Origin of the sequence: Sphingomonas panacis (assembly GCF_001717955.1) — a bacterium.
GTDB classification, from domain to species: Bacteria; Pseudomonadota; Alphaproteobacteria; order Sphingomonadales; family Sphingomonadaceae; genus Sphingomonas; species Sphingomonas panacis.
The window spans coordinates 741,458-762,000 of the sequence record NZ_CP014168.1; the positions used below are offsets into that span (position 1 = coordinate 741,458).

The 20,543-nt window shown below is 65.7% G+C and carries 19 protein-coding genes and 1 pseudogene; 14 read left to right on the top strand and 6 right to left on the bottom strand.

Features of this window, described 5'->3' with window-relative positions; translation table 11 throughout:
• Window positions 1-26: 26 nt before the first annotated feature.
• A complete protein-coding gene (locus J0A91_RS03400) occupies window positions 27-608 on the bottom strand; it encodes an NAD(P)H-dependent oxidoreductase (RefSeq protein ID WP_069203736.1) in 582 nt (193 codons plus the stop codon).
• Window positions 605-3,286 (bottom strand): bifunctional acetate--CoA ligase family protein/GNAT family N-acetyltransferase, encoded by a 2,682-nt coding sequence (locus J0A91_RS03405; RefSeq protein WP_069203737.1) that lies wholly within the window; start codon window positions 3,284-3,286, stop codon window positions 605-607. The genes J0A91_RS03400 and J0A91_RS03405 overlap by 4 nt, the downstream gene beginning before the upstream one ends.
• A gap of 247 nt (window positions 3,287-3,533) precedes the next feature.
• Here J0A91_RS03405 and J0A91_RS03410 point away from each other — a divergent pair, with 247 nt between their 5' ends.
• The 7 genes from J0A91_RS03410 (at window position 3,534) to J0A91_RS03440 (ending at window position 8,672) form a co-directional block, all read left to right on the top strand.
• Window positions 3,534-5,387 (top strand): PAS domain S-box protein, encoded by a 1,854-nt coding sequence (locus J0A91_RS03410; protein WP_083224478.1) that lies wholly within the window; start codon window positions 3,534-3,536, stop codon window positions 5,385-5,387.
• Window positions 5,377-5,991: a response regulator transcription factor gene (locus tag J0A91_RS03415; RefSeq protein ID WP_069203738.1), complete on the top strand. Its 615-nt coding sequence runs from the start codon at window positions 5,377-5,379 to the stop codon at window positions 5,989-5,991. The genes J0A91_RS03410 and J0A91_RS03415 overlap by 11 nt, the downstream gene beginning before the upstream one ends.
• A gap of 153 nt (window positions 5,992-6,144) precedes the next feature.
• The gene (locus J0A91_RS03420; protein WP_240502186.1) at window positions 6,145-6,468 is read left to right on the top strand and encodes a response regulator; all 324 of its coding nucleotides are present in this window, start codon (window positions 6,145-6,147) and stop codon (window positions 6,466-6,468) included.
• Window positions 6,468-6,731, top strand: a complete 264-nt coding sequence (locus J0A91_RS03425) for a response regulator transcription factor (RefSeq protein WP_069203740.1) — start codon at window positions 6,468-6,470, stop codon at window positions 6,729-6,731. The genes J0A91_RS03420 and J0A91_RS03425 overlap by 1 nt, the downstream gene beginning before the upstream one ends.
• 74 nt (window positions 6,732-6,805) lie before the next feature.
• Complete coding sequence (locus J0A91_RS03430) at window positions 6,806-7,186, top strand: phasin family protein (RefSeq protein ID WP_069203741.1); 381 nt, start codon at window positions 6,806-6,808, stop codon at window positions 7,184-7,186.
• Window positions 7,187-7,234: 48 nt separating this feature from the next.
• Window positions 7,235-8,023, top strand: a complete 789-nt coding sequence (locus J0A91_RS03435; RefSeq protein WP_069203742.1) for a universal stress protein — start codon at window positions 7,235-7,237, stop codon at window positions 8,021-8,023.
• A gap of 13 nt (window positions 8,024-8,036) precedes the next feature.
• Complete coding sequence (locus J0A91_RS03440; protein WP_069203743.1) at window positions 8,037-8,672, top strand: NAD(P)H-dependent oxidoreductase; 636 nt, start codon at window positions 8,037-8,039, stop codon at window positions 8,670-8,672.
• A 227-nt stretch (window positions 8,673-8,899) separates the two neighbouring features.
• On the opposite strand, the gene adhP is transcribed toward J0A91_RS03440, so the two are convergent.
• Both adhP and J0A91_RS03450 read right to left on the bottom strand, forming a co-directional pair.
• Window positions 8,900-9,931, bottom strand: coding sequence for an alcohol dehydrogenase AdhP (adhP, locus tag J0A91_RS03445; protein ID WP_069203744.1), 1,032 nt, complete (start codon window positions 9,929-9,931; stop codon window positions 8,900-8,902).
• A gap of 15 nt (window positions 9,932-9,946) precedes the next feature.
• Window positions 9,947-11,338 (bottom strand): NAD-dependent succinate-semialdehyde dehydrogenase, encoded by a 1,392-nt coding sequence (locus J0A91_RS03450; RefSeq protein WP_069206994.1) that lies wholly within the window; start codon window positions 11,336-11,338, stop codon window positions 9,947-9,949.
• 184 nt (window positions 11,339-11,522) lie between these two features.
• Between J0A91_RS03450 and J0A91_RS03455 the strand changes: the two genes are divergently transcribed.
• Genes J0A91_RS03455 through J0A91_RS03470 form a run of 4 tightly spaced genes read left to right on the top strand, consistent with a single transcriptional unit; the run spans window position 11,523 to window position 17,101 of the window.
• Window positions 11,523-12,731 carry a L,D-transpeptidase family protein gene (locus J0A91_RS03455; protein WP_069203745.1) on the top strand — a complete coding sequence of 403 codons (1,209 nt, stop codon included), beginning with the start codon at window positions 11,523-11,525 and terminating at the stop codon, window positions 12,729-12,731.
• On the top strand, window positions 12,728-13,429 hold the full coding sequence (locus tag J0A91_RS03460; protein ID WP_069203746.1) for a VIT1/CCC1 transporter family protein: 702 nt from the start codon (window positions 12,728-12,730) through the stop codon (window positions 13,427-13,429). The genes J0A91_RS03455 and J0A91_RS03460 overlap by 4 nt, the downstream gene beginning before the upstream one ends.
• A gap of 25 nt (window positions 13,430-13,454) precedes the next feature.
• Window positions 13,455-16,025 carry a cation-translocating P-type ATPase gene (locus J0A91_RS03465; RefSeq protein ID WP_069203747.1) on the top strand — a complete coding sequence of 857 codons (2,571 nt, stop codon included), beginning with the start codon at window positions 13,455-13,457 and terminating at the stop codon, window positions 16,023-16,025.
• On the top strand, window positions 16,022-17,101 hold the full coding sequence (locus J0A91_RS03470) for an AI-2E family transporter (RefSeq protein WP_069203748.1): 1,080 nt from the start codon (window positions 16,022-16,024) through the stop codon (window positions 17,099-17,101). The genes J0A91_RS03465 and J0A91_RS03470 overlap by 4 nt, the downstream gene beginning before the upstream one ends.
• 475 nt (window positions 17,102-17,576) lie before the next feature.
• Here J0A91_RS03470 and J0A91_RS03475 read toward each other — a convergent pair whose 3' ends face one another.
• Window positions 17,577-18,464 (bottom strand): LysR family transcriptional regulator, encoded by an 888-nt coding sequence (locus J0A91_RS03475; RefSeq protein ID WP_069203749.1) that lies wholly within the window; start codon window positions 18,462-18,464, stop codon window positions 17,577-17,579.
• 110 nt (window positions 18,465-18,574) lie between these two features.
• Between J0A91_RS03475 and J0A91_RS03480 the strand changes: the two genes are divergently transcribed.
• The 3 genes and pseudogenes from J0A91_RS03480 to J0A91_RS25175 form a co-directional block, all read left to right on the top strand.
• The gene (locus J0A91_RS03480; RefSeq protein ID WP_069206995.1) at window positions 18,575-19,504 is read left to right on the top strand and encodes an alpha/beta fold hydrolase; all 930 of its coding nucleotides are present in this window, start codon (window positions 18,575-18,577) and stop codon (window positions 19,502-19,504) included.
• Entirely contained in the window at window positions 19,501-19,968 is a 468-nt protein-coding gene (locus J0A91_RS03485; protein WP_069203750.1) for a cupin domain-containing protein, read from the top strand. The genes J0A91_RS03480 and J0A91_RS03485 overlap by 4 nt, the downstream gene beginning before the upstream one ends.
• Before the next feature lie 77 nt (window positions 19,969-20,045).
• Window positions 20,046-20,168 (top strand): annotated as a pseudogene (locus J0A91_RS25175) (energy transducer TonB); the annotation flags it as partial.
• An 81-nt stretch (window positions 20,169-20,249) separates the two neighbouring features.
• Here the strand turns inward: J0A91_RS25175 and J0A91_RS24770 are convergent.
• Entirely contained in the window at window positions 20,250-20,492 is a 243-nt protein-coding gene (locus J0A91_RS24770) for a hypothetical protein (RefSeq protein ID WP_069203751.1), read from the bottom strand.
• Window positions 20,493-20,543: the final 51 nt, after the last annotated feature.

Here is a 20,543-nt window from a genome sequence, read left to right on the forward strand (position 1 = left end):
CATCTGAAACACTGTGCGCGGGACGATCAGATTCCGGCCTCGCCGAAATCGAAAAGATCATCGAGCCACCCCGCCCGCGCCGAGGCGTTGCCCTCGACATTGCCGATCAGGACATGCGCGAACGGCCGGATACCCACGAACCTCAGGATGTTGCGCTCGAAACTCTTCACGCTGTGCGCGCCATAATAAGCGCGGTAGAACAGAGCCGGCATTCCCATCGTCACGACCAGGCGCGCCGTGCGCGACTTCAGCCGCTTCTCGGGCAGCTTGCCTTCGCGCGCGACGAACGCGAAGCCGGGCCGCATCACCTGCTCCAGAAACCCTTTCAGCAGCGCGGGCATGTCACCGAGCCACAAGGGATATAAAATGGTCAGATGGTCGGCCCAGGCGATCGCGTCCTGCGCGTCTCGAATGTCGGGCGGAAGATCGCCGCTTTCCCAATCGACGCGCGAGGCAACCAGCGGAAAGCCAAGCTCCGCGACCTTGATCGTCCGAACCTCGTGGCCACCCTGCTCGGCCCCGTCGCTGTATCGCTTGGCGAGCGCGTGAACGAACCGCGCCGGATCAGCGTCCGGATGCCCGTCAATGACGAGAAGACGCTTCTTCACACCGCCTCCTCCATTGAGAACAGCCGACGGACGATACGCATGCTCGGATCATCGGCGTCGGCCTCCGCGACGAAGCCCATTTCACGCTCCATTCGGATTGCGGCTTCATGATCCGCGCATTCGATCGCCTCGACCGTTCCGATCCGCTCGGCGCGGGCATAGCGCAGCACGTGCGCGAACAGCGACCAGCTTACGCCTCGCCCCTTCATGTCCGCCCGTGTCACCAGCGCGACCTCGGCATGGGTCCGGTCGGGATCGGTCGCGAGCATCGCGGTCGCGATGACCGACGTCCGCGTCTGGTCGAACGCCAGGAAGCTGATCGTCCGGCGATAATCGACCCGCGTCATCATCGCGAGACGATCATGGCCGACGTGATCGACGCTGCTCAGGAAGCGAAACCGCAGATCCTCCGGCGTGACATGCTCGAAAAATTCGGCAAGCAGCGCTTCGTCGTCGGCGCGCACCGGGCGCACGAAGATGTGCAAGCCGCTCCGCGTCTCAAGCTCCGCTGCCCAGTGTAGCGGCGTCGGCGCGATGGCGAGGTGCGGCTGCGTGTCCGCGGACGCCGTGATCCGAACGCGCGCGTCGAGCGCGATCACCCCATGCTGATCGACGATCAGCGGATTGATGTCGAGTTCGATGACGTCGGGAAGCGCGACGCACAGCGCCGACAACGCATCGAGCACGCCCGCGACCGCATCGGTATCCGCGGCGGGCACGTTTCTGTAGCCGGCGAGAAGCTTCGAGATGCGCGTCCGTCCGATCAGGGCATGCGCCTGCGCATGGTCGATCGGCACGAGATCGAGCGCGGTGTCGTCGATAATCTGGACGCCGGTTCCGCCGGCGCCGACCATCACCAGCGGCCCGAACGTCGGGTCCGTCGCGATCCCGGCGATGAGCTCATGGGCATGCGGGCGCACGACCATCTCCTGGACGGAATATCCCTCGATCCACGCCTCGGGATGCTCGCGCGTGATCCGCGTTTCCATCGCCGCCGCCGCCGCCTCGGCGGCCTTCCGGTCGTGAAGGTCGAGCGCGACGCCGCCGACGTCCGACTTATGGCTGAGCTCGGGCGAAACCACCTTGACCGCGAAGGGCGGGGTTAGGAAACCACACATCTCGCCGACCTCTCCGACGGATCGCGCCAGCCGGGTCGGGACCGTGGGAATGCCGAAGGCGTCCAACAGTGCCTTGGCCTCGACTTCGTTCAGGACCGTGCGCTTCGCCCCCCTGACCTCGGCGATGACATGCCGGGCGGCTGCGATGTCGACCGTGGTCTCGCGCGTCGCGGCGGGCGCATCCGTCAGCGCATGTCGGGCGCGCGCGGCGGCGAGGAGATATCCGAACCCGCGGACGGCATCATCCGGTGTCGCATAAGCGGGTATCCGCGCACGGTTCATCGCGTCGCGCACCGGCTTCGTGTTCATGTCGCCGAGCCAGCTCACGAGAACGGGTTTGTCGATCGCCTTGGCACGCGCGCCGGCGACCTCGTCGGCGATGACCGCTGCGATCGCGGCGGCGTCGTTTTGGGCGGTAGGGCAGTTCATGATCAACAACGCGTCGACCGCGGGGTCGGCCAACAGCGCCTTCACCGCCACCCGATACCGCTCCGGCCCGGCATCGCCGATGACATCGACGGGATTGCTCCGCGACCAACCCTCGGGCAGTGCGCCGTCGAGCGTGGCGATCGTCTCGCTTGACAGCGTCGCAAGCGACGCGCCCGCGTCGGGCAGCGCATCGACGGCAAGAATACCGGCGCCGCCGCCGTTGGTGACGATGCCGAGCCGCTCACCGGCTCCCGCCGGCCCGGCCGTCAGGATTTCCGCCGCGTCGAACAGTTCGGACAGCGTCTCCACCGTGACGATGCCGGCACGGTCGAACGCGGCGCGGTAGACCTCGTAAGATCCGGCCAAAGCCCCGGTATGGGAGAGTGTCGCTTTGGCGGCCTCGGGCGATCGGCCGGCCTTGATCGCGATCACCGGCTTGATCCGCGCCGCCGCGCGCGCGGCCGCCATGAACTTGGCGGCGTCCGTGACACCTTCGACGTACATCAGGATCGCATCGGTATGCGGATCGACCGCGAACAGGTCGATCAGATCGCCGAGATCGACATCCGCCATGTCACCCGCCGAGACGATGCCGGAGAATCCGATATCGCGGGTCTGCGCCCACCCGAGCATCGCGGTGACGAGCGCGCCGCTCTGCGAGATGAACGCCAGCCGCCCAGGAGTCGCCGGGCTGCGTGCGAAGGTTGCGTTCAGCCGCGCGTGCGGCGCCACGATGCCGAGACAATTGGGGCCGACGATGCGAAGGCCGTGCGGCTTGGCCGCGTCGAGCATCTTCTGGCGAAGGCCGTTGGCCTCGGTGATCCCGGCCGAGATCACCACCGCGCAGCGCGTGCCGATGCGGCCGAGTTCGGCGATGATGTCCGGAACCGTCGGCGCCGGCGTCATGATGATCGCAAGGTCTGGCGCGCTGCCGAGTGCCGCGATGGACGGAACCCAAACCGCACCATCCTGTGTCACGGGATGCGGATTGACCGCATAGATCGTGCCAGCGAACCCTGCGGAGCGCATGGTCTCGAGCACGACCGCCCCGATCGCGCCGGCACGGGCCGATGCGCCGATCAACGCGACGCTGGTGGGTCGCAGCAGAGGGGATAGGTTGCGGATCGTCATCGTGTATCTCACCCGTTGGGAACTGCGAGACCGACCTTGCTCCTGACGATATGCACCGGCCATGCGTAGTTTCCCGCATGTCGACCGAAAGCAACCTGTCGCAATGCAACATGGCATGAGGGCTGGACGGAAACAGGCTTTTTCAAGTATTTCGATGCGCTTCAGAAACGTGTATAGGCGCGGCGGCGGCTGCGATGCCGATAACAGCCGAGGTCCGCGAGGCGATGTCGACGCGAGAAACAGACTGATGCCGCCCGATCGGCGCCCCGCCCTCGCACGCTACGGCTTCGCTGTCCTGACGGTACTGCTGACGGCCGCCGCGCGATGGGCGTTGCAGCCGGTGTTGGGCGAGCGCGACGCTTTTCTTCCCTTCTCGTTTGCGATCCTGATGACCGTGATCTGGAGCGGAACCGCCGAGGCAACCGCGGCGGCCGTGCTGTCGCTCGCGTTCGGGTGCTATTTTTCGGGCGCGCGCGCCTTCGGCACCGCCGATCTGGTTGAAGCCATCGCCTTCGTCCTGACTGCCGCCGGTATCATTTTGGCGGGCGGCGTGCTGAATCGCGCGCGCCGCGCCGCGATCCGAAGCGATCGCCGCGCCACGATCGTCGCAGAGGAACTCAATCTGTTGATCGATGGCGCGCACGGCCACGCCATCTACATGCTCGATCCCGGCGGGCACGTCACGATCTGGAACGAAGGCGCCGAACGCCTCAAGGGTTGGAGCGAGGCCGAGGTGATCGGGCAACATACCGCGTTGTTCTATCCGCCCGACGCCATCGCCGCGAACAAGTTGGAAATCGGCCTGGCGCGGGCGGCGGCCGAAGGGCGTTTCGAAGAAGAGGACTGGCGCCTGCGAAAGGACGGGTCCGAATTTTTGGCGGCGGTGTCGATCACGGCGCTTCGTGACGAGGGCGGCGCGTTGCGCGGCTTTGCGAAAATCGTGTCCGATATCACCGAACGCCGCGCCGCCGAGGACTTGATGCGCTCGCGCGAAAGTCACTTGAGTTCGATCCTCTCGACCGTCCCTAACGCGATGGTGGTGATCGACGCGGCGGGCATCATCCTGTCGTTCAGCACCGCCGCCCAGACGCTGTTCGGGCACAGCGAAGACGACGTGGTCGGGCAGAACGTGAGTGTCTTGATGCCATCGCCCGATCGGGAACGTCACGATGGGTATATCCGTCGATATCTGGAAACCGGGGAGCGGCGAATCATCGGCATCGGCCGCGTGGTGTTCGGCGCGCGCCGTGACGGGACCACCTTCCCGATGGAATTGGCGATCGGCGAGGCGGCAGGGGGTGGCCAGCGCATCTTCACCGGATTCATCCGCGACCTCACCGAGCGTCGGCAGACCGAAGCGCGGCTGGAAACGCTCCAGTCGGAACTCATCCACGTCTCCCGGGTCAGCGCGATGGGGACGATGGCGTCGACTCTGGCGCACGAACTCAACCAGCCGATCACCGCGATCGCCAATTATGTCGAGGCGGTTCGCGATCAGCTCGCCGAACCCGATCCCGACGACTTTCCGATGATCCGCGAGGCCCTCGACGATACCGCGAAGGAAGCGCTGCGCGCAGGGCGTATCGTCCGGCGCCTGCGCGATTTCGTGTCGCGCGGCGAAGTCGAAAAAACCGTCGAACCGTTGCCGAGCCTCATCAACGAGGCGTCCGTCCTCGGCCTGATGGGCGCGCGCGAACAGGGGATCGAACCGGCGTTCGATCTCGATCCCTACGCCTCGCCGGTACTGGTCGATCGCGTCCAGATCCAACAAGTGTTGATCAACCTCATCCGCAACGCCTGCGAAGCGATGCGCGGGAGCGACACACGGCGTCTCGTCGTCTCGACCCGCGCGGAAGCTGCCGAAATGGTGCGGGTGACGGTATCGGACACCGGCGCGGGGGTTTCGCCAGCGATCGCCGCTCAGCTTTTCACCGCCTTCGTCAGCACCAAGGCCGAGGGGATGGGCCTTGGTCTCTCGATATGCCGCACGATCGTCGAAGCCAATGGCGGTCGTATTTGGATGGAGCCGCGCGAGAGCGGCGGCAGCGACTTCCATTTCACGTTGGTTCGCGCCTGTATGGAGGACGACAATGATCGATAAGAAACACGTTCACATCGTCGATGACGAAGACGCGATCCGGCGTTCGGCCGGGTATATGCTCAAGACCTCGGGTTATGTGGTGGAAACCTGGCAATCCGGCACGGCCTTTCTCAAGGAGGTTCGCCATGTCGAATATGGCTGCATTCTGCTCGATGTCCGGATGCCGGACATCGACGGGCTGGGCGTTCAGCGCATGCTCGCCGAGCGCGGGGTGACGATGCCGATCGTCATCATGACCGGACACGGCGACATCGGCATCGCGGTCCGCGCGATGAAGGCGGGTGCGGTCGATTTCCTCGAGAAGCCGTTTGAAAAGGCGGCGCTGCTCGCCGCCATCGAAGACGCGTTCGAACGCATCGCCGCGACCGACGGTGCGACGGCGCGCGCCGCCGAAGCCGAGGTCATACTCGCCAGTCTGACGGCGCGGGAGCGTGAGGTGCTGGACGGCCTCGCTCAGGGTTTGCCCAACAAGACGATCGCTTATGATCTCGGCATCTCCCCGCGAACGGTCGAAGTTCACCGCGCGAACGTGATGACCAAGCTCGATGTGCGGAGCCTCTCGGACGCGCTCAGAATCGCCTTCGCGGCAGGTATGGGCGCGTGATCCTTAGGAGCTTTACGTAACGACCGGACCCTGGCGCCGCGCAACATAGCGGCGTTTGCCAAGGGTCATCGAATGAAGGCTGTTACGGGATCAACTGCGGGCCATCGGCCAAGAGTCCTGATCGTCGAAAATGATGCGGGGGTGCGTCGCTCCATGCAGTTGCTCCTCCAGGCACGGGGGTTCGATGTCAGGGCATATCCGGGGGGGCAGCCGCTACTCGCCGATGTCGCGCTGCGAAGGCCGGATTGCCTGGTCGCAGACTATCGTCTCGACGACCAGACCGGCATCGCCGTCCTCAAGGCCATGCGGGCGCTGGAATGGGATGGCCCCGCGATCCTCGTCTCGGCCTATGCGTCGGCCGAGCTGGAGCGTGACGCACGGGACGCGGGTTTCGCCGCCGTGTTCGAAAAGCCGCTGCGTGAATATGCGCTGGTCGATGCCGTCGCGCGCCTCACCCGGCGGCCGGGGATCGGCTGATGTCGGCAGCGCCGGGATCGCTCCGGCCGGCGGGCCACCGCCCGGCAACGCTCGAGAGCCTTTCCCGCCGCGAGCGCGATGTGCTCGACGGGGTCGTGCGCGGTTTGACCAACAAACAGATCGGCATCGAACTGGGGATCAGCCATCGCACGGTCGAGAACCATCGCGGCCGCCTGATGCGCAAACTCCACGTCGGCACGGCGGCCGATCTTCTTGCCATGGCACCATCGGCCGGTGGCGCGCCGCCAACCGATACCGCGTAACATCCCGTATAGCGGGGCGCGGCGTCGAAGATGCACATCGGCGTCATCGTTGGATCATTCGACGGGAGATCGACATGAGTGAAGATCAGCACGCGCCGGCATCGACTCAATCCGATTCCACGAGCGAGACGTCCGTCACGCAGGCCATCCCGGAAATCGGCAAGCTGCTGGTGATGGGGCCACGTCTTCAGGCCACCATGCTCAAGACCGTGATCGATCGCCAGCGCCAGGCGCTCGCGCTTCTGAATCAACGCACGGCGGACGGCCTCAAGCTCGCCGAGGCGATCTCCGACGCGTCCTCTCCAACCGACGCGTTGGAGGCCTGGACCGCTTTCGTCCAGACCGGCTTCAAACACGTTGCGGAACACGCCGGCGAAATCGGCCGTCAAACGATGGAAGCCTTGCAGACCGCGCAGCGCGAGGCGGCAGCAACGTCGATGCGGCGCGCCGCCTGATACCGTGGTGGTCGGCACGACCATCACCCGAAGCCGAGGGACCGGAGAATGAACAAGATCCTTTTGCTCGTCCATGATGACGCCGGCCTCGCATCGCGGCTGGAGGCCGCCCTCGATGTCGCCCGCGCGTTGGACGGCACGTTGCTCTGCCTCGACCTCACCGTTCCGATCGCGTCGGTTGGCGCCGACCCGCTGTTCGGGCCGATGGTGCTGGAGCCGGAAACCGCCACGCAGGCGGTCGTCGCCGCCCGCGCCGAACTCGACCGCAGCGGTCTCCGATACGACTGGATCGAGCGTCGCGGCGAACTGGCGACCGAACTCGCCCGTGTCGCGCCGCTCGCCGACCTTGTCGTGCTGAGTTCGCCACGGGACTTGCTCTTTCCCGCCATGCACAAAGCCATCGGCGATACCTTGGTGCGCGCGAACAAGCCGGTTCTCGCGGTGCCGGGTACGCCGGCTGGGATGCATGTTCACGGCGACGTCCTTCTCCTCTGGGACGGATCACCGGGCGCGAACGAGGCGATGCTCGCGGCGATGCCGTTGCTATGTCATGCCGCGTCGGTCACCGTGCTGGAGATCGACGACGGTTCGCTCGGCCTGCCCGCGCTGAAGGCGACCGAGTATCTGTCGGAACGCGGCATCGCCAATCATGTGCATCAAGAGTTGGCGTTCGGCGAGAAGGCCGGTTTCCTGATCCTCGAATGGATCGACACGCTCAAACCCGCCTATGTCGTGATGGGTGGCTACAGCCACGCGCGCCTTATCGAAGGTCTGTTCGGGGGCGTGACCGAGCGCTTGCTGGACGATTGCCCGATCCCGCTCTTCATCAAACATTGAAGGAGGCACCTGCGTGACCATCGAACCGATCCGGCATCTCGTGGTGCTGTGCCATCCACGCAGCGACAGTTTCAATCACCAGATCGCCGCCACCTATTGCGAAACCGTGCGGGCGTGCGGCCAGGTCGCGTGCCTGCGCGATCTCTACGCCGTCCGCTTCGATCCGATCCTCGAATATATCGGCGAAGGGCCTCAGCTCGCGACGCTCGATGATCTGCGCGAAATCCGGCGGTGCGACGTACTCACCTTCATCTACCCGATCTGGTTCGGCCTCCCGCCGGCGATGATCAAGGGCTATGTCGATCGCGTCCTCGGCGGCGGGTTCAAGCCGGATCGCGACCATCCCCGCGTGGCCAAGCCGTTGCTCGCCGGAGTCCATATGCTCGGCATCACGACATCGGCCTCGACCGATGCGTGGCTCGCCGAGCAGGGGCAATTGATCGCACTTCGCGAAGGCTTCGATCACTATCTCGGCACGATCTTCCAGATGGCGAGCACCCGGCATCTGCACATCGATGCGGTCGTCGAAGGTCTCGACAAGCTTTATGCCGAACAACAGCTCGAGCGGGTTCGCGAGGCGGCCACGGAGATCTGTGCGAAAGCGCTCCATGCGGCGCATCGCAAGGAAGTGTCGCGCATTCTGGGTTGAAGCGACCCAACCCGGCGCACGATCATCTGCGCCGGGTTGGCGTGGCCTCCGTCGGTCTCCCCGGTCGCGCCCCGTCGCGATGCTCAAACCGCGATTTTTCAACCACCGGTCCCGGCTCCGCAGCCTTCGCGCAACGCGCTCCCCTCCACGAATCAACCGGCCTGCCGTGCTGAAGGACAGCACGGCAGGCCGGCGCATGACGAGTCGGTGGCCTTGCGCCGGGCGCTTCACCCTTTCTCGAAGTCGATCACGATCCGTCCCTCGATCTCGCCGCGATGCATCCGCCCGAAGATATCGTTGATATTCTCAAGCGTATCGGTGGCCACGGTCGCGCGGACCTTGCCGTCACCCGCGAAATCGAGCGCTTCCTGAAGGTCGAGCCGTGTTCCCACGATCGAACCGCGCACGGTGATGCCGTTGAGCACGGTATCGAAGATCGACAGCGGGAAATCGCCCGGCGGCAGGCCATTGAGCGCGACCGTCCCGCCGCGACGCACCATACCCATCGCCTGCGCGAAGGCGATCGGCGAGACCGCCGTCACCAGCACGCCCTGCGCGCCGCCGATCTCCTTCTTGATGAACGCGGCGGGATCGGTGTTGCGCGCGTTCACCGTCAGCGTCGCGCCGAGCTCCTCGGCCAGCCGCAGCTTGGCGTCGTCGATATCGACCGCGACGACGTTCAATCCCATCGCCTTGGCATATTGCACCGCCATATGGCCCAGCCCGCCGATGCCCGAGATCGCCATCCAGTCCCCCGGCTTGGTGTCGGTGACCTTGAGGCCCTTGTAGACCGTCACGCCCGCGCACAGCACCGGCGCGATCTCGACGAAGCCGACGTTGGCGGGGAGATGTCCGACGTAATTGGGATCGGCGATGACATATTCGGCGAAGCTGCCGTTGACCGAATAGCCGGTGTTCTGCTGGTCCTCGCACAATGTCTCCCAGCCGCCGAGGCAATGCACGCAATGCCCGCAGGCGGTGTAGAGCCACGGCACGCCGACGCGGTCGCCTTCCTTGACATGGGTGACGCCCGCGCCGACCGCGACGACATGGCCGACGCCTTCATGGCCGGGAATGAACGGCGGGTTGGGTTTGACCGGCCAGTCGCCTTCCGCCGCGTGCAGATCGGTGTGACACACACCCGTCGCCGCGATCTTGACGAGGATCTGGCCCGGACCCGGCATCCGCACGGCCACCTCCTCGATGACCAGAGGCTTGCCGAATTCGCGGACGACCGCCGCTTTCATTGTCTTTTCCATGATCCCTGCCCTCGTTCAGAACGGTGCGTCGATGTCGACGACATCGATCAGCTTGTGGTTGACGAATTCCTTGAGGCCGAGGCCGAGCAGTTCGCGGCCATAGCCCGACCGGCGGACGCCGCCGAACGGCAGGTCGGCCTTCACCATCGTCGGATGGTTGACGAACACCATCCCGGTCGAAATCCGCGCGGCCACCTCGGCGCCGTGCTTCGTATCCGACGTGAACACCGATCCTCCCAGCCCGAACGGTGAATCATTGGCGATGCGCACGGCATCGTCCTCGTCCTTCGCGCGGAACAGCATCGATACCGGGCCGAAAAACTCCCAATGCCGCGCGGGATTGTCCTCGCCGATGTCGGTGAGGATCACCGGCTGCACGAATGCGCCGCGGTTGGGTGCCTCGGGGCCGACCGGCGTGGCGGTGGCGCCATGTTCGACCGCTTTCGCGACCATCGCCTTGAGATCGTCCGCCGCCTTTTGCGACGACAGCGGCGCGAGCGTGGTTCCGGGATCGAGCGGATCGCCCATGCGCAGCGCGGCAACGCCCTTGGTATAACGGTCTAGGAACGCGTCGTAGACCGGATCGACGACGATCATGCGCTTGGACGACACGCAGACCTGTCCGCCGTTCCAGTGGCGGCCGAACACCGCCCACGGCACGGTCTTTTCGAGATCGGCGTCGGCGAGCACGACGAACGCATCTGCGCCGCCCAGTTCCATCGTCGATTTCTTGAGTGCGCGGCCCGCCTGCGCGGCCACCACCGCACCTGCGGTTTCCGATCCCGTCAGCGCGACGCCGTGGACGCGCGGATCGTTGATGATCGCCTCGATCTGGTCGTGGTTGGCGTACAGGTTCTGGAACCCGCCCGCGATCAGCCCGGCATCGCGCATCAGCGCTTCGAACGCGGCCGCGCATTGCGGCACGTTGGCGGCGTGTTTGAGGAGGATGGTGTTGCCGGCGGAAAGCTGCGGCGCGATGATGCGCGCGATCTGATAATAGGGGAAATTCCACGGCTCGATCGCGAGCAGCAGCCCGAGCGGCTCACAGACCAGCGTCGCTTCGCCTTCGGCCGGGTCGGCGACCGGAAGCCGCTCGGGGGCGAGCAGACGCTCGGCATTGTCGGCGTAATAGTCGAAGATCGCGGCGGAGAGTTCCACCTCCGCCATCGCCTCGCTCAACAGCTTGCCCATCTCGAGCGTCAGCAATCGCGCGAAGCGGTCCGCGTCGCCCCGCAGCAGCGTCGCGGCGCTGCGCATCACGGCGGCGCGATGCGCGAACGTCGTCTGGCGCCACGCCTTGAACGCAAGGTCGCCCTGCGCGATAGCCTGTTGAACCTCGACGTCGCTCGTTTCGGGAAAGGTCTGAAGAACCTCGCCCGAATAGGGATTTACAGTCGCATAAGCCATTGCGCGGTCCTTGTTATCGATGCGAAACGCCCACCGATCGGGGCTGACCACGGGCAGCTTTGTTCGCATGCCGACACCGACCCAATACGGATTGCTACGTAGTGCCGGCTTTCCGCCCCCCAGAGGTCCGCGCTTCGTACAAATCCCTATAGGCACGCCGCGCCCATCCGCTGATGAGACCGGGATGGTACGTATCCTTCTCCTCTGCTGCATTCCGCTGTTGATTTCCGCTGCCCCAGCCGCCGATGGCGGTCAGCCGCATTGGACGCGACCACAGGCCACCCGCCTCATCGGATGGCTCAATGCGGCCGCTGACGACGGACTCGAGCCTGTCAGCTCACAAGCGAGCATCGTCCAGGCCGCGATGGATGCGGGCGAACCAGCCGCTCTCGATGCCGCCGCGTCGAGCACCGCCACGCATCTGCTCGAAGCGTACCGGCATGGCTGCTGCAACGCCGCGCTTCGAACCGGCTGGCATATCGCCGATACGACCGATCAGCCCGACGCCGCGAAGCGCGTGGAACAGGCCGTGGCGACGGACCGGATCGACGCGCTTTTCGAATCCGCGCGTCCCGCCCACCCGTTCTATACGGCGCTTCGCACAGCCTATCACCGGGAAAGCGACTCGGCACGCCGCGCCACGCTTGCCGCCAATATGGATCGATGGCGCTGGATGCCGCGCGCGCTCGGGCCACGCTACCTGCTCGTCAATACGGCAGCCTTCGAAGCGACGCTTTGGGACGGCGGACACATGATCGGGCGATGGAAAGTGGTGGTCGGGAAGAGAGCATCGCCAACGCCCGTATTCGCCGCGAACGTCGCGGGTGTGATCCTCAATCCCTGGTGGGAGATTCCGTCCTCGATCGCACGAGAAAGCACCGCCGCGCTGCTGCGCAACCATCCGGCCCAAGCGGCCGGGAAAGGCTATGTCCTGCAAGGCGGGCGTTATCGCCAGCGCCCAGGCCCGCACAATGCCCTCGGCCGGATGAAGCTGATCATGCCGAACGGGTTCAGCGTGTATCTGCACGACACGCCCGACCAGAACCTCTTCGCCGAAGACGTTCGGGCCTATAGCCACGGCTGCGTCCGGGTCGGGGACGCGCTTGGCCTCGTCACCGCGCTCCTCGCGAAGCAGCCCGGCTGGAGTCGCACCGACGTGGAAGCGGCGGTCGCCACCGGCCGGACGCGCACCATCGCTCTGGCCGCGCCGATCCCGGTCTATGTCGCGTATTTCACGGCCGAGCCCGACGACATCGGCGGCATCCGCTACCTGCCTGATATCTATCATCGTGATACCGGCGCGAAGGCAGCGACCGACCGCGCCCAACCGCTGATCGGCAAGCCAGCCGGACCAGATGCTGACAAAGTGCCCCAAGGACTGGAACCGCAATGACCAGACTGCCCGTTCATCGCGAACGACACCTCGTCTCCCGGATCGGATGGCTTCGTGCCGCCGTGCTCGGCGCCAACGACGGGATCGTCTCGACTGCGAGTCTCATCATCGGCGTGGCCGCCGCCGCCGCGAAACCGGGGGATATCCTGGTTGCGGGCGCCGCCGGGCTGGTCGCCGGGGCGATGTCGATGGCGGCGGGCGAATATGTTTCGGTCAGCTCGCAATCGGACACCGAACAGGCCGACCTCGCGCGCGAACGCGGCGAATTGGCGGGAGATATCGCCGCCGAGGTGAACGAGCTTGCCGGCATCTATGTCGAACGCGGCGTGGATCCGGCGACCGCCCAGGTCGTCGCGCGCCAACTGATGGCGAAGGATGCCCTCGCAGCCCATGCCCGTGACGAACTCGGCATCTCGCGCATCACGGCCGCACGCCCGATCCAGGCGGCCTTCACGTCCGCCGCCACCTTCACCACCGGCGCCGCGCTGCCGCTGGCGATCATATTCATCGTCCCCGGCCGATGGCTCGCGCTGGGTGAAGCCACCGGCTCACTCCTGTTCCTCGCGCTGTTGGGCGGTATCGGCGCGCGCGCCGGAGGCGCTCCGATCTGGACCGCGACCTTGCGCGTGACCTTCTGGGGGGCGCTGGCAATGGCGTTGACCGCCGGGATCGGTATGGTCGTCGGCACGGCGGTATGATCCCCGCCGCGCATCGGTGCGACGCATGACGGCGGCTGGGCGCGATCGGCTCAAAGGTCTGACCGCCGCGACGGCGGCGGAGCGTCTGACCGTCGAAGGCGCGAACGTATTGGCCCAGGCGCGCCGACGCTCCACGACGCGGATCATATTCGACGTGCTGCGCGAACCGATGCTTTTGCTGCTTTTGGCGGGCGGCTTCGCCTATCTGCTGCTCGGCGACCGGGCCGAGGCATTGATCCTGCTCGTCTTCGCGACCTTCTCGGTCGCCGTCACCGTCATCCAGGAAGCTCGCACGGAACATGTCCTGGACGCGCTGCGCGATCTGTCGGCTCCGCGCGCGCTGGTGATCCGGGACGGCACGCGCGTGCGCGTCGCCGGGCACGATGTCGTCCGGGACGATCTGCTGGTTCTGGAACAGGGCGACCGGGTGGCCGCCGATGCCATCTTGGTGGAAGCGGCGGATCTCCAGACGGACGAATCGCTGCTCACCGGGGAATCGCTGCCGGTCGGCAAGACGGTCGCCGCCGCGAACATCGCAGTCGACACCCGCCGCGCTGGTGGCGAAGGGCAACCTTTCGTGTTTTCCGGGTCGCTCGTCACACGCGGCACCGGCATTGCCCGCGTCGTGGCGACGGGGCCACGCAGCGAAATCGGCCGGATCGGCCAGGCGCTCGTCACGCTCGACACCGAAGCGCCGCGTCTGCACCGCGAAACGACACGGATCGTCACGTGGTGCGCGGTTGGCGGCGCCGCGGTCGCACTGCTGGTCGTACTGCTCACCGGGCTATCGGGCGTTGGCTGGATCAAGGCGGTCCTCGCCGGCATCGCGATCGGCATGTCGATGCTGCCTGAGGAATTTCCGGTCGTCCTGACGGTATTCCTCGCGATGGGCGCTTGGCGGATCGGCAGGGTCGGCGTGCTCACGCGTCGCGCGGCGGCGATCGAAACGCTTGGTTCGGCAACCGTGCTGTGTACGGACAAGACCGGCACGCTGACCGAGAACCGCATGTCGGTCGCCGAACTCTGGCTCGCATCGGGGGAGACGCTCGCACTCGCACCGGGGGCAGGCATCCCCGAAGCCTATCGCGGCCTGATCGAAACCGCCGCGCTCGCCAGCGCGGTGGAGCCGACCGATCCGATGGAGATCGCTCTTCACGCCGCGGTCGGTGCCGCCCCGGGATCGGCGGCGCCGAAGCGCGCGCTGGTTCAGGCCTATGCGCTGCGCCCGGAGCTGCTCGCAATGTCGAATATCTGGGATGACGGCGCAGCCCTGACGATCGCCGCCAAAGGCGCCCCGGAGGCGATTGCCGGCCTTTGTCACCTGCCCCAGAAGGCTTTGGCCGAAATGACCACAGCCATCGAGGCGATGGCGGTGCGCGGGATGCGCGTCCTCGCCGTTGCCACGGCGACGCCCCGCGACCGCGACTGGTGCGAAACGCAACAGGGCTATGAGTATACGCTGAGCGGCCTCATCGGGTTGGCCGACCCCATCCGCCCCAGCGTGCCGGGTGCCGTCGCCGAATGTCGCCGCGCGGGCATTCGAGTCGTCATGATCACCGGCGACTATGCCGCCACGGCACGGTCGATCGCGGATCAGGCCGGGATCGCCACCGGCGATGTCCTTACCGGCGGCGATCTCGCCGCGCTGGACGACGCACAGCTCGTCGAGCGGTTGAAGAGCGTCACCGTCTTCGCGCGTATCATGCCCGAGCAGAAGTTGCGCATCGTGCAGGCATTCAAGGCCGATGGCGAAATCGTCGCGATGACCGGCGATGGCGTCAACGATGCGCCCTCGCTCAAGGCCGCGCACATCGGCATCGCAATGGGGAAGCGCGGCACCGATGTCGCACGGGAGGCCTCCGCGATGGTCCTGACCGACGACGATTTCGGGGCGATCGTGCAAGCGGTCCGGCTCGGGCGGCGGATCTACGACAATATCCGCAAGGCGATGTCCTTCATTTTCGCTGTTCATGTGCCGATCGCCGGATTGGCACTGCTGCCGCTGTTCTTCGGATTGCCGGTGTTGTTCGGCCCGATCCACATCGCACTGCTCGAAATGGTGATCGACCCGGTCTGCGCGCTGGTGTTCGAGGCTGAACGCGCGGAGGACGACATCATGCGGCGGCGCCCTCGTGATCCCGCCGAGCCACTGTTCTCCGTGCCGATGATCGTGTGGAGCGTGTTCCAAGGCGGTACCGCGTTCGCGATGCTGGCACTGGTGTTCCTGGTCGAGCGATGGTCGGGAATGTCCGAAGACGAACTGCGCGCGGTCGTCTTCTTCGCGCTGGTCGCGGAGATCGTCGCGCTGATTCTGGTCAACCGCGCGTTCAGTACCTCGCTCGGCCAGGCGGTCGCGCGGCCCAACGCGGCGCTGCGATATGTCCTTGGCGCCATCGCGAGCGTGACCGCGGTGATCCTGTTCCTGCCACAGTCTCAGGCCCTGCTTCAATTCGGGTCGATCCGCTGGCGCGACATGGCGCTCGCAGCCAGCCTGGGCGTGATCGTTCTGATATTGCTCGAAGGCTGCAAGCCATTCGTCCACCACCGTCTCGCCGGCAATGCGGCGAGCCGGCGCAGCCGCGTCCTGCCGGCATGACCGGACACCCGGCAGACAAAACGCAGGCGCGCATCTTCCTGCCGTCCCTGGTTGCCGCCGCGACGGTGGCCTTTCTCTGGTTGATCGCACCGTTTTCAGGCGCGATCCTATGGGCGGTGATCGCGGCGGTGCTGTTCGAGCCGCTCAATGCGCGCATACTCGGTGCGATGCCGCGGCATCGCAGTGGCGCGGCACTGATAACCTTGCTCATCATCGTGGTCGTGGTCGTGGTTCCAGCGATGCTGCTTGCCGCAGCGCTCCTGCGCGAAGCGACGGCATTCTACAGCCGCGTGCGCGGCGGAGAGATCGATCTCGGTCGGCTGTTCGTCGAAACGCAGACGCATCTGCCCGGCTGGCTGAGAGCTTGGCTTACCGACGTCGGGATGGGAGACGTGGATGGGCTGCGTGTCAAACTCGGTCGAGGCTTCGCGAGCAGCTTTCAGACGGTGGCCGCGCAGGTTCTGAGCATCGGCCAGGGCACGCTCGGGTTCTTTGTCGCGCTTGGCGTGATGCTCTACCTGACCTTTTTCCTGCTGCGCGACGGGCATGCGCTGGCCGCGCGGATAGAGCGCGCCATTCCGCTCACTCACGAGCAGCGTGCCGTGTTGATCGGCAAGTTCGTCGCGGTGATCCGCGCGACCATCAAGGGCAGCCTGATCGTCGCTATCCTTCAGGGTACCACCGGCGGACTCGTGTTCTGGGCCTTGGGGCTGCCCGGCGCCTTGCTGTGGGGTGTCGCAATGGGTGTCTTCTCCTTGTTCCCCGCGATCGGAACCGGTCTCGTCTGGGTTCCCGTCACGGTCTATCTGTTCGCCACCGGCGCGATCTGGCAGGCTATCGCGCTGGGAAGCTGCGGCTTCTTCATCATTAGCAGCGTTGATAATGTCGTGCGGCCGATTCTGGTGGGGCGCGATGCCCGCATGCCGGACTATGTCGTCTTGATCGCCACGCTCGGCGGGTTCGAGCTTATGGGGTTCAATGGCTTCGTGATCGGGCCGGTTATCGCGGCGCTGTTCATGGCGGTCTGGGGCATTTTCAGTGAACCGCCCTCCGTTGACCCGGTCACCAAAACATGAAGGCGCTGAAATCGCATCGCTCGTGATGCCGCGCTTCATCGTGACGAATGTATCGTATGCGCGCCACGGGTCGCCGCCGAAGGGCGCAGCGATCCTCCACAGAACCCCGGACCAGAAGGCGCCGAGGATGTGATCCCCCCTCCGCCGGTGTAGTCGTGACGGTCTTGCAGATTTTGAACCAGAGGCTCCGGCACCGGCGGATCTCATCTTTGTCGTTGACGGCGCTGCGCGCTCGAACCTGGCAATGGCGCTGCGGCTAAGACGCGTGGGATACAGCCACTCGGGCGCATCTGATCAAGGATCGTCAGCCAGAACTGCGGCGGTACGGGCAGACGGCAATGCCGGCGCGCGAGCAGGAAGACCGGGCAATGCTCGAGGCGGATTGCGGAGAGCGCGCGGTAATCGACATTCGCCATCAGCGGTCTTCGGGAACAGTGACGTTCTCTTGATCCGCTTCCGGTCCGCTCTTCACCCGTTAAGTGTCCCAATACGGCGGATCGCCGAACGCGGCCTTCAGATGGTCGATCAATGCCCGGAGCCTCGCCGGCGGGTCATGTCGGTAGGCGATCGTGATCGGCGTGATGTCGGGGGCCAAGCCGAGATCAAGCACCTCCAAGAGGCCGGCCCGGACCGCTTGCTGGCTGTGGAACGTCGGCAACCACGCGATGCCTAGACCGGCGATGGCGGCGTCGCGCATGGCGTAGCAGGAGGTGATGCGCAGCCGCGGCGCGACCCGGGCGACGACGCGCTCGATCTCGGCCTTGAAGGTCCAGTCGTCGGGGCCGCGTTCCATGTAATGGATCGCCTTGTGGTGCTCAAGGTCTTCTACGGTGTCGGGCCGTCCGTGACGCTCGAGGTAGGACGGCGCGGCGACGAGCGTGCGGCGGCTGATGGTAAGCTGTTCGGTTGCAACCTTTGGCAGGATTTCGGGCGCGATCCGTACCACCGCATCGAAGCCTTGGCTCAGGTGGCTGATTCGGTCGTCGAAATCTGCTGTCACGACGACGTCTGGATAGCGATCCATGAACGTGTAGAGGATCGGCCCGAGATGCAGGTCGCCGAACGCGCGCGGGACGGCGATTCGCAGCGATCCAGCAACCTCGTCGCGCTGTCGCGCCAAATCTTCATGCGCGGCATTGGTCTCGGCAATGATCCGCCGCGCACGTGCAAGCAGCGCGGTGCCGTCGTCGGTCAGGGCCGGCTGGCGGCTATTCCGATTCAAGAGCTTTGCGCCGAGCGCATGTTCCAGCTCGGTCAGCCTCTCACTGACCGTCGATTTCGAAAGCCGGAGCTGGCGCGCGGCCTCGTTGATCGATCCGCAATCCGCGACCGCGACGAAGGCGATAATCCCGTCAAGCTTCATGGTTCGCGATTCCCGGAATGTCGGTTCGGCATTTCCGACCTGTCAGAACGTTACGCTGGCGATCATACGTCGTCCGTATCGATTGAAACCAGCGAATTAGGGGTCAGATGATGAAGGCACTCGACGTTTCGGCATCGCTGGCGGCGATGGCGCTGCTCTTCGCTCCAGTCGCTGCGTGGGCCCAGGATTTCGATTTCTCCCCGGCGTTCCACACGCAGGAGATCGTGACCAACGGCACCTCGCTGCATGTCCGTATCGGCGGGAAGGGGCCAGCCGTGCTGCTGCTCCACGGATATGGCGAGACGGGTGACATGTGGGCGCCGCTCGCCCGCGACCTGATGCGCGACCATACCGTGATCGTGCCTGACCTGCGCGGCATGGGGCTCTCGGCGAAACCGGCGGTCGGCTACGACAAGAAGACGCAGGGCATGGACATGGCGGGCGTGCTCGACGCGCTCAAAATCGGCAAGGTCGATCTCGTGACGCACGATATCGGCAATATGGTCGGTTATGCCTTCGCTGCCGAGCATCGCGATCGCGTCAAACGCTTCGTGCTGATGGACGCGCCGCTGCCGGGCGTGGGGCCGTGGGAAGAGATCCTGAAGAACCCGCTCCTCTGGCACTTTCGATTTGGCGGTCCCGACATGGAGCGTCTGGTCGCGGGACGCGAGCGGATTTACCTCGATCGTTTCTGGAACGAGTTCTCTGCCACCCCCGCCCGGTTCAGCGAAGCCTCGCGTGAGCATTATGCCAAGCTCTACGCCGCGCCCGGCGCCATGCACGCCGGCTTCTCGCAATTCGCAGCATTCGATCAGGATGCGATCGACGACAAGGCTTTCCTCGCCGAGGGCAAGCTGGCGATGCCCGTCCTGGCGATCGGCGGTGAGAAATCGTTTGGCCCGCAGATGGCGGCGGTGATGCGTTTCGCGGCGACCGACGTGACCGAAGGCGTCGTCCCGAATTCGGGCCACTGGCTGATGGAAGAACAGCCCGATGCAACGGTAAAGATGATCCGCGCCTTCCTGGATGCGGCCAAATGATCGCGCGCCGTTCGGGCGCCCTCGCTTCGGTCGCGTTGCTGCTGGTCGCGGCGGCGTCGCCGGATGATCTGCAGCGGCGGCTGAACCCGGAGGAGGCGCGCGCGCTCCCGGTCGTCGCGGCGGGTGCCGGCACGTCCGGCCTCCATGCGATCGCGACGCGGGTCCTCAAGGGCGATCCGGCCCGCCCCGGCCTTTACACCATTTCGATCACGGTGCCGCCCAACACAAAGATCGCCGCTCACACCCACCGCGACGATCGCACGGCGACGGTTGTCGCGGGTCTCTGGCACTTCGGGTACGGCCCGGTCGCAAAGGAGGATGCGACCCGATCGCTCGCGCCCGGCAGCTTCTATACCGAGCCGGCGGGAGACCCGCATTTCGCCTGGACGGGGTCCGAAGGCGCGACCGTTTACATCACGGGTATCGGCCCGTCCGACACGCGGTACCTCGGCACCCCTCACTGATCGAAGACTGCCCTTCCGGCATTCCGGACTTGGCGCTTGGTGAGGCATCGACCCGCTACATGGCGTCCGGGAAGACTATGCCACTGGTAACGATCGACGAAACCGGCAAGGTCCCGGCCTGCCGGATCGTTGGAAGCGCAGGCAACGCGGCGCTCGACGCGAAGACGTGTGAGGTCGCCGACCGCGTTCGCTATCCGCCCGCACATGATGCGAGCGGCGCGCCGGCCATTAGCTCGACGATATCCCTATGGTGTGGGGTCCGGGCGACTGACGCCCCGGCCTTAAATCCGCGTGTCGCCCGGATACGCGAACAACACGTCGCTACCCGCCGCCGCGTCGATGTGGCAGGTGCCGGTCAGCGTCAGGCATTCGCCGGCTTTCCAGGCGACGCCGTCGGCTACGCCCGACCCCGTGACGGGCACGAACCAGCCGGTCACGCCGTCCGGGAGCGTGATGTCGCGGGCGCCGCCGGCCAAGCGTTCGATCCCGAATTTGGGGCCTTCCGTCAGCGCTGATCGCCGCATGAGCGGATCTCGCGGCAAGGAAGTCGCATGATTCCGCAGGCCGCCCGAACC

What these genes read in the sequence shown, in the direction of transcription:
- adhP (WP_069203744.1), bottom strand. Translation starts at nt 9,931, where the DNA reads ATGGAAAAGACAATGAAAGCGGCGGTCGTCCGCGAATTCGGCAAGCCT.
- J0A91_RS03415 (WP_069203738.1), top strand. Translation starts at nt 5,377, where the DNA reads ATGATCGATAAGAAACACGTTCACATCGTCGATGACGAAGACGCGATC.
- J0A91_RS03455 (WP_069203745.1), top strand. Translation starts at nt 11,523, where the DNA reads ATGGTACGTATCCTTCTCCTCTGCTGCATTCCGCTGTTGATTTCCGCT.
- J0A91_RS03485 (WP_069203750.1), top strand. Translation starts at nt 19,501, where the DNA reads ATGATCGCGCGCCGTTCGGGCGCCCTCGCTTCGGTCGCGTTGCTGCTG.
- J0A91_RS03465 (WP_069203747.1), top strand. Translation starts at nt 13,455, where the DNA reads ATGACGGCGGCTGGGCGCGATCGGCTCAAAGGTCTGACCGCCGCGACG.
- J0A91_RS03410 (WP_083224478.1), top strand. Translation starts at nt 3,534, where the DNA reads ATGCCGCCCGATCGGCGCCCCGCCCTCGCACGCTACGGCTTCGCTGTC.
- J0A91_RS03430 (WP_069203741.1), top strand. Translation starts at nt 6,806, where the DNA reads ATGAGTGAAGATCAGCACGCGCCGGCATCGACTCAATCCGATTCCACG.
- J0A91_RS03405 (WP_069203737.1), bottom strand. Translation starts at nt 3,286, where the DNA reads ATGACGATCCGCAACCTATCCCCTCTGCTGCGACCCACCAGCGTCGCG.
- J0A91_RS03475 (WP_069203749.1), bottom strand. Translation starts at nt 18,464, where the DNA reads ATGAAGCTTGACGGGATTATCGCCTTCGTCGCGGTCGCGGATTGCGGA.
- J0A91_RS03470 (WP_069203748.1), top strand. Translation starts at nt 16,022, where the DNA reads ATGACCGGACACCCGGCAGACAAAACGCAGGCGCGCATCTTCCTGCCG.
- J0A91_RS03435 (WP_069203742.1), top strand. Translation starts at nt 7,235, where the DNA reads ATGAACAAGATCCTTTTGCTCGTCCATGATGACGCCGGCCTCGCATCG.
- J0A91_RS03460 (WP_069203746.1), top strand. Translation starts at nt 12,728, where the DNA reads ATGACCAGACTGCCCGTTCATCGCGAACGACACCTCGTCTCCCGGATC.
- J0A91_RS03480 (WP_069206995.1), top strand. Translation starts at nt 18,575, where the DNA reads ATGAAGGCACTCGACGTTTCGGCATCGCTGGCGGCGATGGCGCTGCTC.
- J0A91_RS03450 (WP_069206994.1), bottom strand. Translation starts at nt 11,338, where the DNA reads ATGGCTTATGCGACTGTAAATCCCTATTCGGGCGAGGTTCTTCAGACC.
- J0A91_RS24770 (WP_069203751.1), bottom strand. Translation starts at nt 20,492, where the DNA reads ATGCGGCGATCAGCGCTGACGGAAGGCCCCAAATTCGGGATCGAACGC.
- J0A91_RS03425 (WP_069203740.1), top strand. Translation starts at nt 6,468, where the DNA reads ATGTCGGCAGCGCCGGGATCGCTCCGGCCGGCGGGCCACCGCCCGGCA.
- J0A91_RS03420 (WP_240502186.1), top strand. Translation starts at nt 6,145, where the DNA reads ATGCAGTTGCTCCTCCAGGCACGGGGGTTCGATGTCAGGGCATATCCG.